The organism is Deltaproteobacteria bacterium (assembly GCA_026388545.1).
Taxonomy (GTDB): domain Bacteria; phylum Desulfobacterota; class Syntrophia; order Syntrophales; family UBA2185; genus JAPLJS01.
This window is the reverse complement of record JAPLJS010000027.1, coordinates 66,883-80,683: the sequence shown is the minus strand read 5'-3', so window position 1 is coordinate 80,683 and position 13,801 is coordinate 66,883. Positions and strand designations below refer to the sequence as shown.

15 protein-coding genes are annotated in these 13,801 nt (G+C 44.5%); all 15 read right to left on the bottom strand.

Annotated elements, in window-relative coordinates:
• Nucleotides 1-326 (bottom strand): alpha/beta hydrolase (locus NTW12_03020; protein MCX5845315.1); only part of this gene is annotated, 326 nt, incomplete at its 3' end.
• A 10-nt stretch (nucleotides 327-336) separates the two neighbouring features.
• Entirely contained in the window at nucleotides 337-876 is a 540-nt protein-coding gene (gene pgsA / locus NTW12_03015; GenBank protein MCX5845314.1) for a CDP-diacylglycerol--glycerol-3-phosphate 3-phosphatidyltransferase, read from the bottom strand.
• An 86-nt stretch (nucleotides 877-962) separates the two neighbouring features.
• On the bottom strand, nucleotides 963-1,610 hold the full coding sequence (gene fsa, locus NTW12_03010) for a fructose-6-phosphate aldolase (GenBank protein ID MCX5845313.1): 648 nt from the start codon (nucleotides 1,608-1,610) through the stop codon (nucleotides 963-965).
• Nucleotides 1,611-1,887: 277 nt separating this feature from the next.
• The gene (gene folK / locus NTW12_03005; protein MCX5845312.1) at nucleotides 1,888-2,376 is read right to left on the bottom strand and encodes a 2-amino-4-hydroxy-6-hydroxymethyldihydropteridine diphosphokinase; all 489 of its coding nucleotides are present in this window, start codon (nucleotides 2,374-2,376) and stop codon (nucleotides 1,888-1,890) included.
• 57 nt (nucleotides 2,377-2,433) lie between these two features.
• The gene (gene dapB, locus NTW12_03000; GenBank protein MCX5845311.1) at nucleotides 2,434-3,243 is read right to left on the bottom strand and encodes a 4-hydroxy-tetrahydrodipicolinate reductase; all 810 of its coding nucleotides are present in this window, start codon (nucleotides 3,241-3,243) and stop codon (nucleotides 2,434-2,436) included.
• A gap of 103 nt (nucleotides 3,244-3,346) precedes the next feature.
• On the bottom strand, nucleotides 3,347-4,222 hold the full coding sequence (gene dapA, locus NTW12_02995; GenBank protein MCX5845310.1) for a 4-hydroxy-tetrahydrodipicolinate synthase: 876 nt from the start codon (nucleotides 4,220-4,222) through the stop codon (nucleotides 3,347-3,349).
• Between the two features lie 24 nt (nucleotides 4,223-4,246).
• Nucleotides 4,247-5,506, bottom strand: coding sequence for a diaminopimelate decarboxylase (gene lysA / locus NTW12_02990; protein MCX5845309.1), 1,260 nt, complete (start codon nucleotides 5,504-5,506; stop codon nucleotides 4,247-4,249).
• 21 nt (nucleotides 5,507-5,527) lie between these two features.
• Nucleotides 5,528-6,028 (bottom strand): hypothetical protein, encoded by a 501-nt coding sequence (locus tag NTW12_02985; GenBank protein ID MCX5845308.1) that lies wholly within the window; start codon nucleotides 6,026-6,028, stop codon nucleotides 5,528-5,530.
• On the bottom strand, nucleotides 6,016-7,404 hold the full coding sequence (argH, locus tag NTW12_02980) for an argininosuccinate lyase (GenBank protein MCX5845307.1): 1,389 nt from the start codon (nucleotides 7,402-7,404) through the stop codon (nucleotides 6,016-6,018). Before argH ends, NTW12_02985 begins: the two co-directional genes overlap by 13 nt.
• Before the next feature lie 48 nt (nucleotides 7,405-7,452).
• Nucleotides 7,453-8,685: an argininosuccinate synthase gene (locus NTW12_02975; GenBank protein MCX5845306.1), complete on the bottom strand. Its 1,233-nt coding sequence runs from the start codon at nucleotides 8,683-8,685 to the stop codon at nucleotides 7,453-7,455.
• Between the two features lie 12 nt (nucleotides 8,686-8,697).
• Nucleotides 8,698-9,606: an ornithine carbamoyltransferase gene (gene argF / locus NTW12_02970; protein MCX5845305.1), complete on the bottom strand. Its 909-nt coding sequence runs from the start codon at nucleotides 9,604-9,606 to the stop codon at nucleotides 8,698-8,700.
• Nucleotides 9,603-10,793 (bottom strand): aspartate aminotransferase family protein, encoded by a 1,191-nt coding sequence (locus NTW12_02965; protein ID MCX5845304.1) that lies wholly within the window; start codon nucleotides 10,791-10,793, stop codon nucleotides 9,603-9,605. The genes argF and NTW12_02965 overlap by 4 nt, the downstream gene beginning before the upstream one ends.
• A gap of 79 nt (nucleotides 10,794-10,872) precedes the next feature.
• Nucleotides 10,873-11,763 (bottom strand): acetylglutamate kinase, encoded by an 891-nt coding sequence (argB, locus tag NTW12_02960; GenBank protein MCX5845303.1) that lies wholly within the window; start codon nucleotides 11,761-11,763, stop codon nucleotides 10,873-10,875.
• 52 nt (nucleotides 11,764-11,815) lie between these two features.
• The gene (hslU, locus tag NTW12_02955) at nucleotides 11,816-13,198 is read right to left on the bottom strand and encodes an ATP-dependent protease ATPase subunit HslU (protein MCX5845302.1); all 1,383 of its coding nucleotides are present in this window, start codon (nucleotides 13,196-13,198) and stop codon (nucleotides 11,816-11,818) included.
• Nucleotides 13,199-13,224: 26 nt separating this feature from the next.
• Complete coding sequence (hslV, locus tag NTW12_02950) at nucleotides 13,225-13,794, bottom strand: ATP-dependent protease subunit HslV (protein MCX5845301.1); 570 nt, start codon at nucleotides 13,792-13,794, stop codon at nucleotides 13,225-13,227.
• Nucleotides 13,795-13,801: the final 7 nt, after the last annotated feature.

Below are 13,801 nucleotides of genomic sequence, written 5' to 3'. Positions count from 1 at the left end.
GTGACCGTTGGCCTGCCGGTAGAGAGGCCATAGCCGCGATAATCGACAGGAATGAAATTTATACCAATATCTGTATATAAAACAGCCATATCATTATAATCGGCCACGATCTCGCCGTTGCCGTGAAAGAAAAGCATGTTGGCGGCTTCCATCCCCGCACGGTGAAACCGGGCGCCAACGACAACACCCTCCTCAACCGGGATAAGTATCGATTCAGCGGATCCTCCGGCAGGTGACGAACCAATCTCAGGGCGCGGATAAAACAAAGACCTCGTGATCATTGGATTATCAAATGATTGATAGTCTATTTTAGAAATATCGATCATTGTCATCCTTTTACTTTCTGGCAATCTCCCTGTAAAATTTCATAAAATAATCGAAACCTGAGTAAACAGAGAGTACAAGGGCAAGATAAAGTATGACCGTACCTATGGCATGGGCATCTGCGCCCAGAAACGGATAATGAATCATAAGGGCAGATAAAGCAAAGATTTGACACATGGTTTTTTGCTTACCAAGCTTGCTGGCTTGAATAACGATGCCCTCTGATGAGGCGATAGTCCTGATGCCGTCGACAACAAAATCCCTGATAATAATAACAGCGACAATCCATGCGGAAATACGACCTATTGGTATCATTAAAATCATCGCAGTGTTGATGATAAGTTTATCTGCAATGGGATCTAAATATTTTCCCATCACTGTTACGATCTCATATTTTCTGGCTAAATATCCGTCAAGGAGATCCGTAAGGGCAGCTAATACGAAAAAGGTTGCGATCACAAGACTCTCAGTCTGACCAGGAGAAAGAAGCAGAAAAAATAATACAGGGATAATGGTGACCCTCAGCATGGTTATTGTATTAGGAACGTTCAAAAGTGCCCCCCTCTCCATTGTGTCAGGCAACCGATTAAGTGATTTTTTAAAAAGATCAATCATATCAACTAGCTCATCTCCCTTGTCTACTTTTTGGGGACCTTGTTCCAGTCCGCAAAAAACATATCAATTCCCTTATCAGTCAGAGGATGTTTTGCAAGTTGCTCAATCACTTTAAAAGGTATGGTTGCAATATCAGCGCCCATAAGAGCCGCTTCCAGTACATGACGTGGATGTCGCACGCTCGCTACAATAACCTCAGTATCAAAACCATAGTTATTATAAATCGTGACGATCTGATCCACTATTTCCATACCGTCATGAGAAATATCATCAAGTCTCCCTACAAACGGGCTGACATAAGCGGCGCCAGCCTTTGCCGCCATCAGGGCCTGTACGGGTGAAAAAATAAGGGTCTGGTTGACTTTGATTCCTTCATCAGAAAATAATTTCGTGGCTTTCAATCCCTCTGTAGTCATGGGAACCTTGATCACTGCATTATCGCCTAATTTTATCAGCCTTTTCCCCTCGCGAACCATCTCCTTTGCCTCTGTGCTGATGACCTCTAAGCTCACTGGTCCATCTACCAGATCGAGTATCTCCTTCACAACCTCTTCAAAGCCTCTTTTCTCCTTTGCAATCAGCGACGGATTGGTGGTTACACCGTCAACCATTCCGATGCTGATACCTTCTTTAATTTCTTTAATATTCGCTGTATCAATAAAAAATTTCATGAGGCCTCCTGCGCCTTTTTCATTGGGTTCTCCACTATATATTTTTCGCAACACTTTTGACTGCAAAAAAATACTTCTTGCCCTTCAATTGACGACTTATAAGCTTGACTCATAGGCACGTACGTATGACAATATGGATCCTCTATGAGATCCTCGCTTTTCGTGACAGATGCCTGACGCCCAGGCAGATCAGGTGCATTGACGCCCGGTGAAAAGATAATCCATTTAACCAATCTATATGCGAAATAAATAATAATACAAATAATTACTAAACGGATTAGATTAAACATGGTTCTCCATTTTTCGTGTAGACATAAACCCTGCTTTCATCATTAAGTCTGTCCAGTAATCCACGGACAGAAACCCCGAATCTCGGATGAATCGCATATGAAGCTATTTCACATAATGGTTCAAGAACAAATCGTCTCTTGTGAAGTTCAGGATGAGGAATTACCAGGTCTTCATCCTGAATTACCTCCTGGCCATAAAGAAGAATATCCAGATCTATAAACCTCGGTCCCCACTTCGGTCCCCTTACCCTCCCCATGCTGTCCTCTAATAATTGTAATGCTTTGAGGAGTTCACGGGGAGCAAATTCCGTTCTTATCTCGACAACAGCATTAACAAACCAGTCCTGTTCGGCATATCCAACGGGCTCTGTCCGATACAGGGATGACCTCCTCAAGACCTTTATACCATTTACTGAAGATAAATGATAAACAGCGTCCATACACCGCTTGGCAGGGTCATTCATATTCGACCCCACTCCAATAAAACAAATAACTCCACGAACGTCTTCATGCAATCTCACTTTCACCTTAAGTCACTTACTCCTTATTCCTAAGACGTCCTGCATATCGTACAATCCGTTTTTCTGATCTACGATCCACTTCGCTGCCAGTATTGCCCCCCGTGCAAAATTGTCACGGCTATGGGCACGATGAATAAACTCCAGTCTCTCGCCAATACCGCAGAACATGACCATATGCTCTCCCACGATATCCCCGGCCCTCAATGTTTGAATACCTATCTCAGCTTTGGTCCTTTCGCCAATTAATCCCCTCCTGGCATATACGCCTGCCTGTTCCAGGTCGCGACCAAGCTTTTCCGCAATAATTTGAGCCATTTTTAGTGCCGTCCCGCTGGGGGCATCCTTTTTGAAATGGTGATGGGATTCCACGATCTCCACATCATATTCATCCCCCAGTATACCGGCCACATACTCAAGAACCTTGAACATGACATTTATCCCTATACTCATATTGGGTGACAGGACACATCGAGTATTTTTGGATAATTCCTTAATTTTTTTCATTGCATCTGTGGTAAAGCCCGTACTTCCGATAACAATGGCTCGACCTTTTGCCGCAGCAATCTCAAGATTGTGCAGAGATGCCTCATGGTGTGTAAAATCAATAACCACATCACCCTTTTCAATACACGTTAAGAGGTGGTCATCAACAATTACATCCGTTCTACCAAGCCCAAGCCCTTCCCCGGCTTCCTTTCCGATAATGGCATGTCCTTTCTGCTCCACAGCGCCTGCTAATTTTATATCTTTATTATCAGAAAGAAGGCTTATGATCCTGCCTCCCATCCTGCCGCCGGCTCCCGTAACAATGGCCTTAATCATCTATATTCTCCTATGTTACATTAAAAACGGTTCTTCTCCCAATAAGTTGCAAAAAGGATTTGGAAATTCAGCTGAAAGCTTTCAGCTGACAGCTGTCAGGTAATTAAGAGATAAGCCCATAATTCTTTATGGCATTTTTCAGCCTTTCATCGTTACTGTCTGACATTTTGTACAGTGGAAGTCTTACATCAAACGTAATTTTCCCCATCATAGCCAGTGCGGTCTTGACCGGTACCGGATTGGTTTCAATAAAGAGGGCGTCAATCAGGGGAACCATCTTAGAATGCAACTGTCTCGCTCTCTTGATATCACCGCCTATGTAGGAATCTATCATCGCCGCCATGTCAGCAGGCGCCACATTGGAAATAACGGAAATAACACCCTTACCGCCCAGCATCAAGAGGGGTAGTGTGAAGAAATCATCACCGGAGAGCACAGAAAAAGTATCGTCACATAAATCAATTATATCATGCATCTGCTTTAAGGAACCGGATGCCTCTTTAATTCCGACGATATTGCTTGTTTTTGAAAGTCTTGCAACTGTTTCCGGCAGAAGATTAACCCCGGTCCTGCCCGGAATATTGTACGGGACAATCGGAATTGGAACACTTTCCGCAATAATCTTATAATGCTGATAAAGCCCCTCCTGCGAGGGTCTGTTATAATATGGACATACCATTAACGCTCCATCAGCACCTGCCTCATAGGCATGCCTCGTCAGTCGCAGGGCCTCATCCGTACTGTTGGACCCGGTCCCGGCAATGACCGGCACCCTCTTTTTCACGGCATCTATTGTAATTTCAATTACCCTGTCATGCTCCTCATGAGACAGCGTGGAGGACTCGCCGGTAGTTCCACAGGGGACAATACCATCGGTACCGTTTGCTATCTGAAATTCTATCAATTCTCTTAAGGTCTCTTCATCGACCTTGCCATTTTTAAACGGTGTAACGATTGCTACTATTGCTCCTCCAAACATAGGCGATCCTCCTAGTCTTCATCCTCATTTTAAAAATTCGGGTATCTCTTCTCCCTTGATCAGATCCGCATAGCCCTCTCTTTTTCTGATCATATAAAACCGGTCGTCGCTTACCAGCACCTCAGGTACCCTTCCTCTTGAATTATAATTCGACGACATGGTAAATCCATAGGCGCCCGCACTCATGACCGCCATCAGATCTCCCTTTTCACATCTGATAATTTTCCTTCCTTTAGCCAGGTAGTCACCGGATTCGCAAATGGGACCGACCACATCGGCGGTAATTTCATCCCGTTCCCGCCTGATCACCGGTTGTATCTGATGATAGGCCTTATAAAGGCTGGGACGAATTAAATCATTCATCCCCGCATCAACAATAATAAAGTTTTTCCCTTCACTACTGCTTTTGGTGTAAAGGGCCTTTGTTACTAATATACCGGCATTGCCGACAATAACCCTTCCCGGTTCAAATACAAAGGTGCAATTCATATCTTTCGACGCATCGATTATTGCCTTTGCATATTCCGATGGATGAGGAGCAGTCTCCTCATCATAGGTAATGCCGAGGCCGCCCCCAAGGTCGAGATACCTGATTTCAACACCATCTTCCCTGAGAAGTTTAATCAGTTTTTTTAGACGATCGAGGGCATCTATGAAGGGGGAAATCTTCGTCACTTGCGAACCGATATGACAGCTTACTCCCTTAATATCAATATTTGATAGTTTTTGTGCCTGCCGGTATTCTTCTCTCGACTTCTCGATATCAATTCCAAATTTATTTTCTTTTAGGCCCGTGGATATATGGGGATGGGTTTCAGGATCAACGTCAGGGTTTACCCTAATGGCGATACCTGCCCTTTTTTTCATCTTCTTTGCACAGTCGTTGATCACATGAAGTTCCTGGGATGATTCAACGTTAAACATAAATATCTCTGATTCGAGGGCATATTCAATTTCATCGATTTTCTTTCCAACGCCGGAATAGACGACTTTTCCGGTATCCACTCCCGCCTCAATTGCCCGATACAGCTCACCACCTGAGACAATATCCACACCACCGCCTTCATTAATAAATATCCTGAGTATGGCGATGTTGGAGTTTGATTTAACGGAAAAACAGATAATGTGCGGGATATCAGCAAATGCCGCATCGAAGACACGGAAATGATGTTTCAGTGTTCTGTGACTATACAGATAAAACGGTGTTCCAACCTCCTCCGCAATATGACTGATTGAAACTTCTTCACACCAGAGTTCATTACCTTTGTAATTAAAATAATTCATTCACTCTCCGCCCTAAATAAATTAATTTTTCTCCTTATTTTTAATTTTTGTACCCTTTCTTTGATGAGAATCAGAGTTAACTTTAACTACCGCACTATGGGATGGTTCACTGCAATGATCCATTATATCACATATAATAATGCGATACGTATAAATAAAACCGGCCTTCACTCGCGAATCCAGATAGCTGACAACATTTGACCCTGCTTTCGATAATGATGGATCATTAGATGCAATATCAGCTATCGTACTATATTCATTCGGACAATCAGGACAAGACATTTCCGCTTCCATTTCGCTTCTCTGGATCTTGAATTTCTGAATGTCCCCTTTTGTATCCGGGATGCTCCATGTGAGAACAATTCCCGAATCGACAATTTTTACCCTGAGGTCAGAAATGGAAGCTGGTGGAGGAACATCGGGAGGTAGTGGATCACCTTTCTTCCCGCAGCCCTGAAAGCCTCCGCACAGAAACACACCAAAAAAGAAAAGGGCAAACAGCAACCGGCCTACTTTTGCCATTTTTTTCCGCCTTCAATATCCCTGATCCGCATCAAAACTTTTTCTTCAGACGTTCCACCAACACATTTTCTTGCATTCACAACACTTTCTACCGCAATACGGGTATAAATATCTTCCTCAAACGCCCCATGAAACTGGTGGAATTCATCCATCGTCAGATCTGATAGTGCTTTGCGCTTCTCCAGACAATAAAGAACAAGACGTCCTACAATACCGTGAGATTCACGAAAGGGGACACCTTTCGTTACAAGATACTCTGCAACGTCGGTGGCAGTAGAAAAACCTGCGGATGCATCTTTCCGCATCTTGGTTCTGTTGAACTTTACGTTTTTAATCATCTCTGCAAGGATTCGCAAACACCGCTTTACCGTATCAACGGAATCGAAGAGAGGCTCTTTATCCTCCTGCATATCCCTGTTGTATGTCATGGGAAGTCCCTTCATCACAGTCAACAGGGCAACAAGATTACCGTACATGCGTCCTGTTTTACCCCGAATTAACTCTGCGACATCAGGATTTTTTTTCTGCGGCATGATGCTGCTTCCCGTGGTAAAGGCATCCGATATTTCCAGGAAGTTAAACTCATCCGTTGACCATAGAATAATATCTTCACACAAACGACTCATATGCATCATAGTTACGGAAGCTGCAAAAATGAATTCGGCAACAAAATCCCTGTCTGAAACGGCATCCATGCTGTTTTGAGATATTTCCGGAAATTTGAGTAAGCCGGCCACATACGCCCTGTCAATGGGGAGACTTGTACCTGCAAGGGCAGCCGATCCCAGGGGCATGATATTTACCCTTCTGTAACATTCCCGCAATCGCTCTTCATCCCGATCCAACATCTCCCCGAACGCCAACAGATAATGAGATAGAAGAACCGGTTGCGCCCTTTGCAGGTGGGTGTAACCCGGCATAATCGTTCCGACTTCCCTTTTTGCCAGTTTGACAAACTGTAATTTGAGATTGGACACCAGGTTCACAATCTGCAGGATTTCGTCTCTGAGATAAAGCCGGAGGTCAAGAGAAACCTGATCATTTCTGCTTCTCCCCGCATGAAGTCTCCCTCCCGTTTCACCTGCCCTCTCTATCAGGGCCTTCTCTACGGCCATGTGGATATCTTCATCTTCAGGTTTAAAGACGAAATTCCCTTTTTCAATATCAACAAGGATATCCTTCAGCGTTTTGACGATAACCTTCTCGTCCTTTGTTGAGATAATTCCCTGTTGTGCAAGCATCCTCGCATGTGCAATGCTGCCCTCAATATCATAACGATAGAGGCGTTTGTCAAACTCGATAGAAGCAGTAAATGTTTCTAACAGTTTATCCGCCGGTTCACGAAACCGTCCACCCCATGGTTTGTTTTGCTTTATAGTCATACTAATTTCTTATGTAATTTCACTCTAACAATACTTATTAAATTAATTCTCTGACCCCTGATCCCTGATCCCTCTCTTTAAAGCCTGAATCTTCAGCCTCAGGGAGTTAAGCCTTATAAAACCTGTTGCGTCCTTCTGATCGTAAACCCGATCTTTCTCAAAGGTGACAAATTCCTCACTGTATAGTGAACATGGAGATTTTCGACCGACAACGATACAATTCCCCTTATACAATTTTAAACGTGCAGTTCCTGTAACAGCTTCTTGAGTTTCATCAATGAACTTCTGTAACACCCTCATCTCCGGCGAGTACCAGAAACCGCTATAGACCAGCTGCGCATATTTAGGAATAATTGAATCCCGCATTAACATAACTTCGCGATCCATTGTAATGGATTCCACCGCACGATGGGCGGCCCAGAGTACTGTGCCGCCGGGGGTTTCATAGACACCTCTTGATTTCATGCCCACAAACCTGTTTTCGACTAAGTCTACCCTTCCTATCCCGTTGGCGCCGGCGATTTCATTCATTTTATGGAGAAGCTTTGCGGGACTCATCTTCACCCCATTAATCGCTACAGGGTTTCCTTTCTCGAAATCAATTTCCACATACGTGGCACTATCAGGAGCCGCTTCCGGAGATACCGTTAACACAAACATATCTTCTTTCGGTTCCATCCAGGGATCTTCAAGAATTCCACCCTCGTGAGATGTGTGCAGAAGGTTCCGATCGCTGCTGTATGGCTTTTCCCTTGTTGACGTGATGGGGATATGGTGTTTCTGGGCATAATCGATCATCGATCCTCTCGAATCAAAAAACCATTGAGTGTCCCTCCAGGCCGAAATAATCCTAATATCAGGGTTCAAAGCCGTGTATGTCAGTTCAAACCGCACCTGATCATTTCCCTTGCCTGTGGAACCATGGGACACGGCATCAGCCCCTTCTCCCCTGGCAATCTCAATCTGTCTTTTTGCGATTAGCGGTCTCGCCAGAGAAGTACCTAAAAGGTAAGAACCCTCATAGATGGCATTGGCCCGCAGTGCCGGAAATACAAAGTCCCTGACGAACTCCTCCTGCAAATCGTCTATATAGACCTTGCTCGCTCCCGTACTGATGGCCTTTTCCCTGAGACCATCCAATTCTTCTCCCTGGCCGATATCAGCGGCAAAGGCAATAACCTCACACTTGTATGTCTCAATTAACCATCTCAAAATAACAGACGTGTCCAATCCACCAGAATAGGCCAATACTACTTTTCTCACCTCATTAGCCAAGACCCTCTCCTCCTAAATTAATATTTCCATAATTGCTTTTTGCACGTGAAGCCGGTTTTCCGCCTGATCGATTACCACTGAGTGGGGACCATCAATAACTTCATCCGTTATTTCCTCACCACGGTGAGCAGGAAGGCAGTGCATCACGATAACGTCTTTCCGTGCCTGTGCAAGCATTTCATTATTGACCTGATACGCTTTGAATATTCTTGTTCTCTCTTCCTTTTCAGCCTCCTGGCCCATACTGGTCCAGACATCCGTATAGATAACATCCGCATCTTTAACTGCATCAAAGGGATCACGATGGACCGATATTCCTTTCCCTGCTCCTTTCATAGCCCTCTCGAGTATTTCTGCATCCGGCTCATATTTCTCCGGACAGGCGAGACTAATCTGAAATGGAAGCCGGGCTGCGGCATCGATCCATGAGTTTGCGACATTGTTGCCATCACCGACATAGGCGACCTTCAGTCCTACAAAGCTCCCCTTTTTCTCTTTAACGGTGAAAAGATCACTTACTATCTGACAGGGATGCTCCCGGTCGGTTAAGCCATTTATAACGGGGATGGTTGCGTATCGGGCAAACTCTTCAACAAACTGCTGGGAATAGGTTCTTATCACAACGGCATCCAGATACCGGGACATGACCCTTGCAGTATCGGGAATATCCTCACCTCTGCCAAGCTGTGTATCGCGACTGCTCAAAAATAATGCCATCCCCCCTAATTGGTAAATACCCACCTCAAAGGAAATTCGGGTTCTCGTAGATGATTTCTCAAAAATCATCCCGAGGGTCTTCCCGGAAAGAGGGGTGTGGGGTACGCCCTCCTTAAGCATTTTTTTTAGTTTGTGGGCCTTTTCGAAAATAACCTCAAAATCAGCGCGATCCAGATCATAAACGCTCAAAAAGTCCTTTTTCATTTATTCCCTATCACCTCACCCAGAACATCAACGGCAACATCCACATCCTTTTCTGTAATGACCAACGGTGGAACAAATCTAAGAACATTCCCACCGGTGCAATTGATCAAAAGCCCTTTATCCATACATTCCTTAACGATACCCGCGCCTTCAATAGTAAGTTCCATACCGATGATTAGACCTCTTCCTCTTATATCTTTGATCGCGGTGTACCTGCTTTTCAATTCATGAAGTCTCTTGAGAAAATACTCCCCTACCTTTATCACGTTTTCAAGAATTCCATGATTCAGGATGTTTTCCATAGTTGCAAGGCTTGCAGCCATGGCAAGGGGATTGCCGCCAAATGTTGATGCATGGTTACCTGGCTGGAACGCTGATGCAATTCTATCGGATGTCATCATTACACCTACCGGAAAACCATTGCCGACGGCTTTTGCCAGCGTGACAATATCAGGCTTTATTTTATGATGTTCATAGGCAAAGAGGGCTCCTGTCCTTCCCATCCCTACTTGTACCTCGTCAAGAATCATCAGAATTCCCCGGTCATCGCAAATTTTCCTGACTTTGTTTAAATATTGATCATCGGGAATTTTTATGCCCCCTTCTCCCTGAATCGGCTCCAGCATAATGCCGCATGTCTTATCCGAAATTGCATCCTCAAGGGCCGGAATATCATTGAATGGTATATACTTGAATCCCTCAGGCAGTGGTGAAAAGCCGATTTGAAACTTCGTTTGCCCGGTGGCCGTCACCGTTGCAAGGGTGCGCCCATGAAATGAGTCTATCATGGTAATTAATTCATATTTTCCACCTGCCATGTTCTCGTAGGCATACTTTCGGGCGAGTTTTATCGCCGCCTCATTCGCTTCCGCACCACTATTACAGAAAAAGACCTTGTCGGCAAAGGAGTTTTCAACCAGCATCCGGGCAAAACGAATCTGTGGTTCACTATAATAGAGATTGGATACATGGGTCAGAATTTCCACCTGCTTTTTGATTGCCTCGACTACTTTCGGATGTGAATGTCCCAGGCTGCAGACGGCAATCCCGGCAACGAAATCAAGATACTCCTTTCCATTGCTATCCCAGACCCTGGCGCCCGAACCTCTCACCAGCACAATGGGGAAACGTCTGTATGTTGCCATAATATACTTATCAGAAAGCGCCATTAATTCATCAGTCTTCATATTTACTTCTTCTCCCATTTAGTCGCAAAAAGGATTCGAGCTGTCAGCTAATTGCCGGCATCTTTCTCAGAGATAATTCTTATAATACTATTTCTGTTCCTATGCCCATATCGGTGAAAATCTCAAGAAGTATTGCATGCTTCAATCGCCCGTCGACAATATGGGTTTTTTTGACTCCGTTATTAAGGGCTTTAAGGCAACATTTGACCTTAGGATACATGCCACCTCTTATAACCCCCGTATCTATCATGTTGACTACGTCCCGGTCATTCATAGTATTGATCAGTTGTCCTCTCGCATCCATAACACCTTCTACATCAGTCAATAAGACCAGTTTTTCCGCCTTGAGGGCAGCCGCAACTTCACCGGCTACAATATCGGCATTTATATTATACGTTTCACCATTATCTCCCATACCGGTAGGAGCGATAACGGGAATAAAACCATCTTTTTCAAGTGATACAATCAATTCTGCATGGATATTCTTGACCTTCCCAACCAGACCTATGTCGATAATTTCGGGAGGCGTATCCTTTGCCTTTTCTTCAGTCAAATAATATTTTTCTGCCCGGATCAGATTTCCGTCCTTTCCGCTCAGACCCACTGCCTTGCCGCCATGCTGATTTATGAGACCGACAATTTCCTTATTCACCTTACCTACAAGAACCATCTCTACAATATCCATCGTCTCTCCGTCAGTCACCCGCATACCCTGGACAAACTGAGAGTCCTTACCCAGTTTCTTCAATAAATCCCCGATCTGAGGGCCGCCTCCATGCACCACCACGGGGTGAATACCTATATACTTCAGCATAACTACATCTCTGGCGAATAAATCCTTCAACTCCTTATCAACCATGGCATGTCCGCCATATTTGATAACAATGGTTTTGTTATAGAACCGGCGTATGTATGGAAGCGCTTCCAGAAGGATTTCGGCCCGTTCAATGGATTTTTCTACATCACCCATATTCACCCCAAGATTATATTCTAAATTCTGAATCCTGTATTCTCAATTCTTATTAAAGGATATACCTGCTTAAGTCCTCATCCTCGACAATGTTGTCCAGTTTCTCCTTTACGTAATTCGCATCAATGACGACATCCTGTCCCGCCATATCAGGTGCATTGAAGGAAATGTCGTCTAAAAGGGTTTCCATAATGGTATAGAGCCGCCTGGCTCCAATGTTTTCTGTTCTTTCGTTTACAACTGCGGCCACTTCGGCTATCTCTGCAATTGCATCTTCCGTGAAAGATAGTTTAACCCCTTCTGTTGACATCATCTCGATATACTGCTTAATAAGGGCATTACGGGGTTCCGTCAGGATCCTTACAAATTCCTCTTTCCCGAGGGAATCCAGTTCAACCCTGATAGGAAACCGCCCCTGAAGCTCAGGGATCAGATCTGACGGTTTCGAGGCACTGAATGCACCCGCAGAGATAAAGAGTATGTGGTCCGTTTTGACCATTCCATATCGCGTGTTGACCGTGGAGCCCTCTACAATCGGCAGGAGATCCCTCTGAACACCCTCCCTTGAAACATCCGGACCATGAGTCGAATCACTTCCAACAATCTTATCGATCTCATCAAGAAATATAATACCTGATTGTTCTACTCTCCCAATGGCCGCTTTCGTAACCTTGTCCATATCAACAAGTCTCTGGGCCTCTTCCTGCTCCAGTATCTCCAGCGCCTCGGGAACCTTTACCCGTCTCATTTTTTTCTTCTGCGGAAAAATATTTCCAAACATTTCCTTGATATTCAATCCCATATCCTCGATACCGGAAGATGTAAATATCTCTATCATCGGACCACTTCTGACTTCTGATATCTCTAAATCCACATATCGATTATCAAGTTTCCCTTCACGGAGAAGCCTGCGCATTTTTTCACGGGTGTTATCAAATTGCGGAGCTTGCTCGGCTTCGTTCAGTTCCAAATGTCTGTCTGAAATAAGATCTTCTACCTTCCTCTCAACGGGTTTAGGGGGAAGTAAAATATCAAGAAGCCTCTCTTCGGCAATCTCGGCCGATTTCGGTTTTACATTTTCCTGTTCCTCCGATTTAAGCATGTTTACAGACAGTTCAACAAGATCGCGAATCATGGATTCTACATCTCTTCCGACATAACCTACCTCTGTGAACTTAGATGCTTCTATCTTTAAAAAAGGAGAGTTGTCCAACTTCGCCAGTCGCCGGGCAATCTCCGTCTTTCCTACTCCTGTTGGTCCAATCATAATGATGTTTTTGGGAGATATTTCTTCTCCAAGGTCTTTCGCTACATTCTGACGCCTCCACCGGTTTCGCAGTGCAATGGCAACCGCCCTCTTGGCGTCGCCCTGACCAATGATATACTTATCTAATTGTTCCACAATCTCTCTCGGTGTTAATTGCTTAGACGACATATAAATACTTACCCTTTTCATCCTTTCTATTTCTTATTTTTCCTGTCGTCTGTTTCTTGATGCATATCCAGTTCCTCAACAGTAATGTTGTCATTCGTATAAATGCAAATTTCTGATGCAATCTTCACAGCTTCTTTTGCTATTTCTGTTGCAGTTAAATCCGAATACCTGACAAGAGCGCGCGCTGCCGCCAGTGCATACGGCCCCCCTGACCCTATGGCCATCACATCATCGTCAGATTCAATAACATCGCCGTTTCCTGATATGATCAAAAAATGCTCCTTACTGACAGCAATCATTAATGCCTCCAGGTGTCTCAATATCCTGTCGGTTCTCCAGTCCTTCGTAAGTTCAACAGCCGCCCTCAATAGATTGCCTTTATACTGCTCCAGCTTCTGATCAAACCGGTCAAAGAGTGTAAACGCATCGGCAGTTGCACCCGCAAATCCAACGATCACCTGATTGTTATACAACCTGCGAACCTTTCTGGCGCCGTGTTTCATTACCGTTACATCAATGGTAACCTGACCATCCCCGGCAACAGTAACCTTTCCCTTATGCCTTACGGCTAATATGGTAGTTCCCCTTATTTTCATGAGTCAT

Coding starts and splice junctions, on each gene's coding strand:
- dapB (MCX5845311.1), bottom strand. CDS start 3,243: ATGATTAAGGCCATTGTTACGGGAGCCGGCGGCAGGATGGGAGGCAGG.
- argB (MCX5845303.1), bottom strand. CDS start 11,763: ATGGGTGATGTAGAAAAATCCATTGAACGGGCCGAAATCCTTCTGGAA.
- NTW12_02985 (MCX5845308.1), bottom strand. CDS start 6,028: ATGGCAAAAGTAGGCCGGTTGCTGTTTGCCCTTTTCTTTTTTGGTGTG.
- fsa (MCX5845313.1), bottom strand. CDS start 1,610: ATGAAATTTTTTATTGATACAGCGAATATTAAAGAAATTAAAGAAGGT.
- hslU (MCX5845302.1), bottom strand. CDS start 13,198: ATGTCGTCTAAGCAATTAACACCGAGAGAGATTGTGGAACAATTAGAT.
- dapA (MCX5845310.1), bottom strand. CDS start 4,222: ATGTTTGGAGGAGCAATAGTAGCAATCGTTACACCGTTTAAAAATGGC.
- lysA (MCX5845309.1), bottom strand. CDS start 5,506: ATGAATTATTTTAATTACAAAGGTAATGAACTCTGGTGTGAAGAAGTT.
- NTW12_02965 (MCX5845304.1), bottom strand. CDS start 10,793: ATGAAGACTGATGAATTAATGGCGCTTTCTGATAAGTATATTATGGCA.
- hslV (MCX5845301.1), bottom strand. CDS start 13,794: ATGAAAATAAGGGGAACTACCATATTAGCCGTAAGGCATAAGGGAAAG.
- argF (MCX5845305.1), bottom strand. CDS start 9,606: ATGAAAAAGGACTTTTTGAGCGTTTATGATCTGGATCGCGCTGATTTT.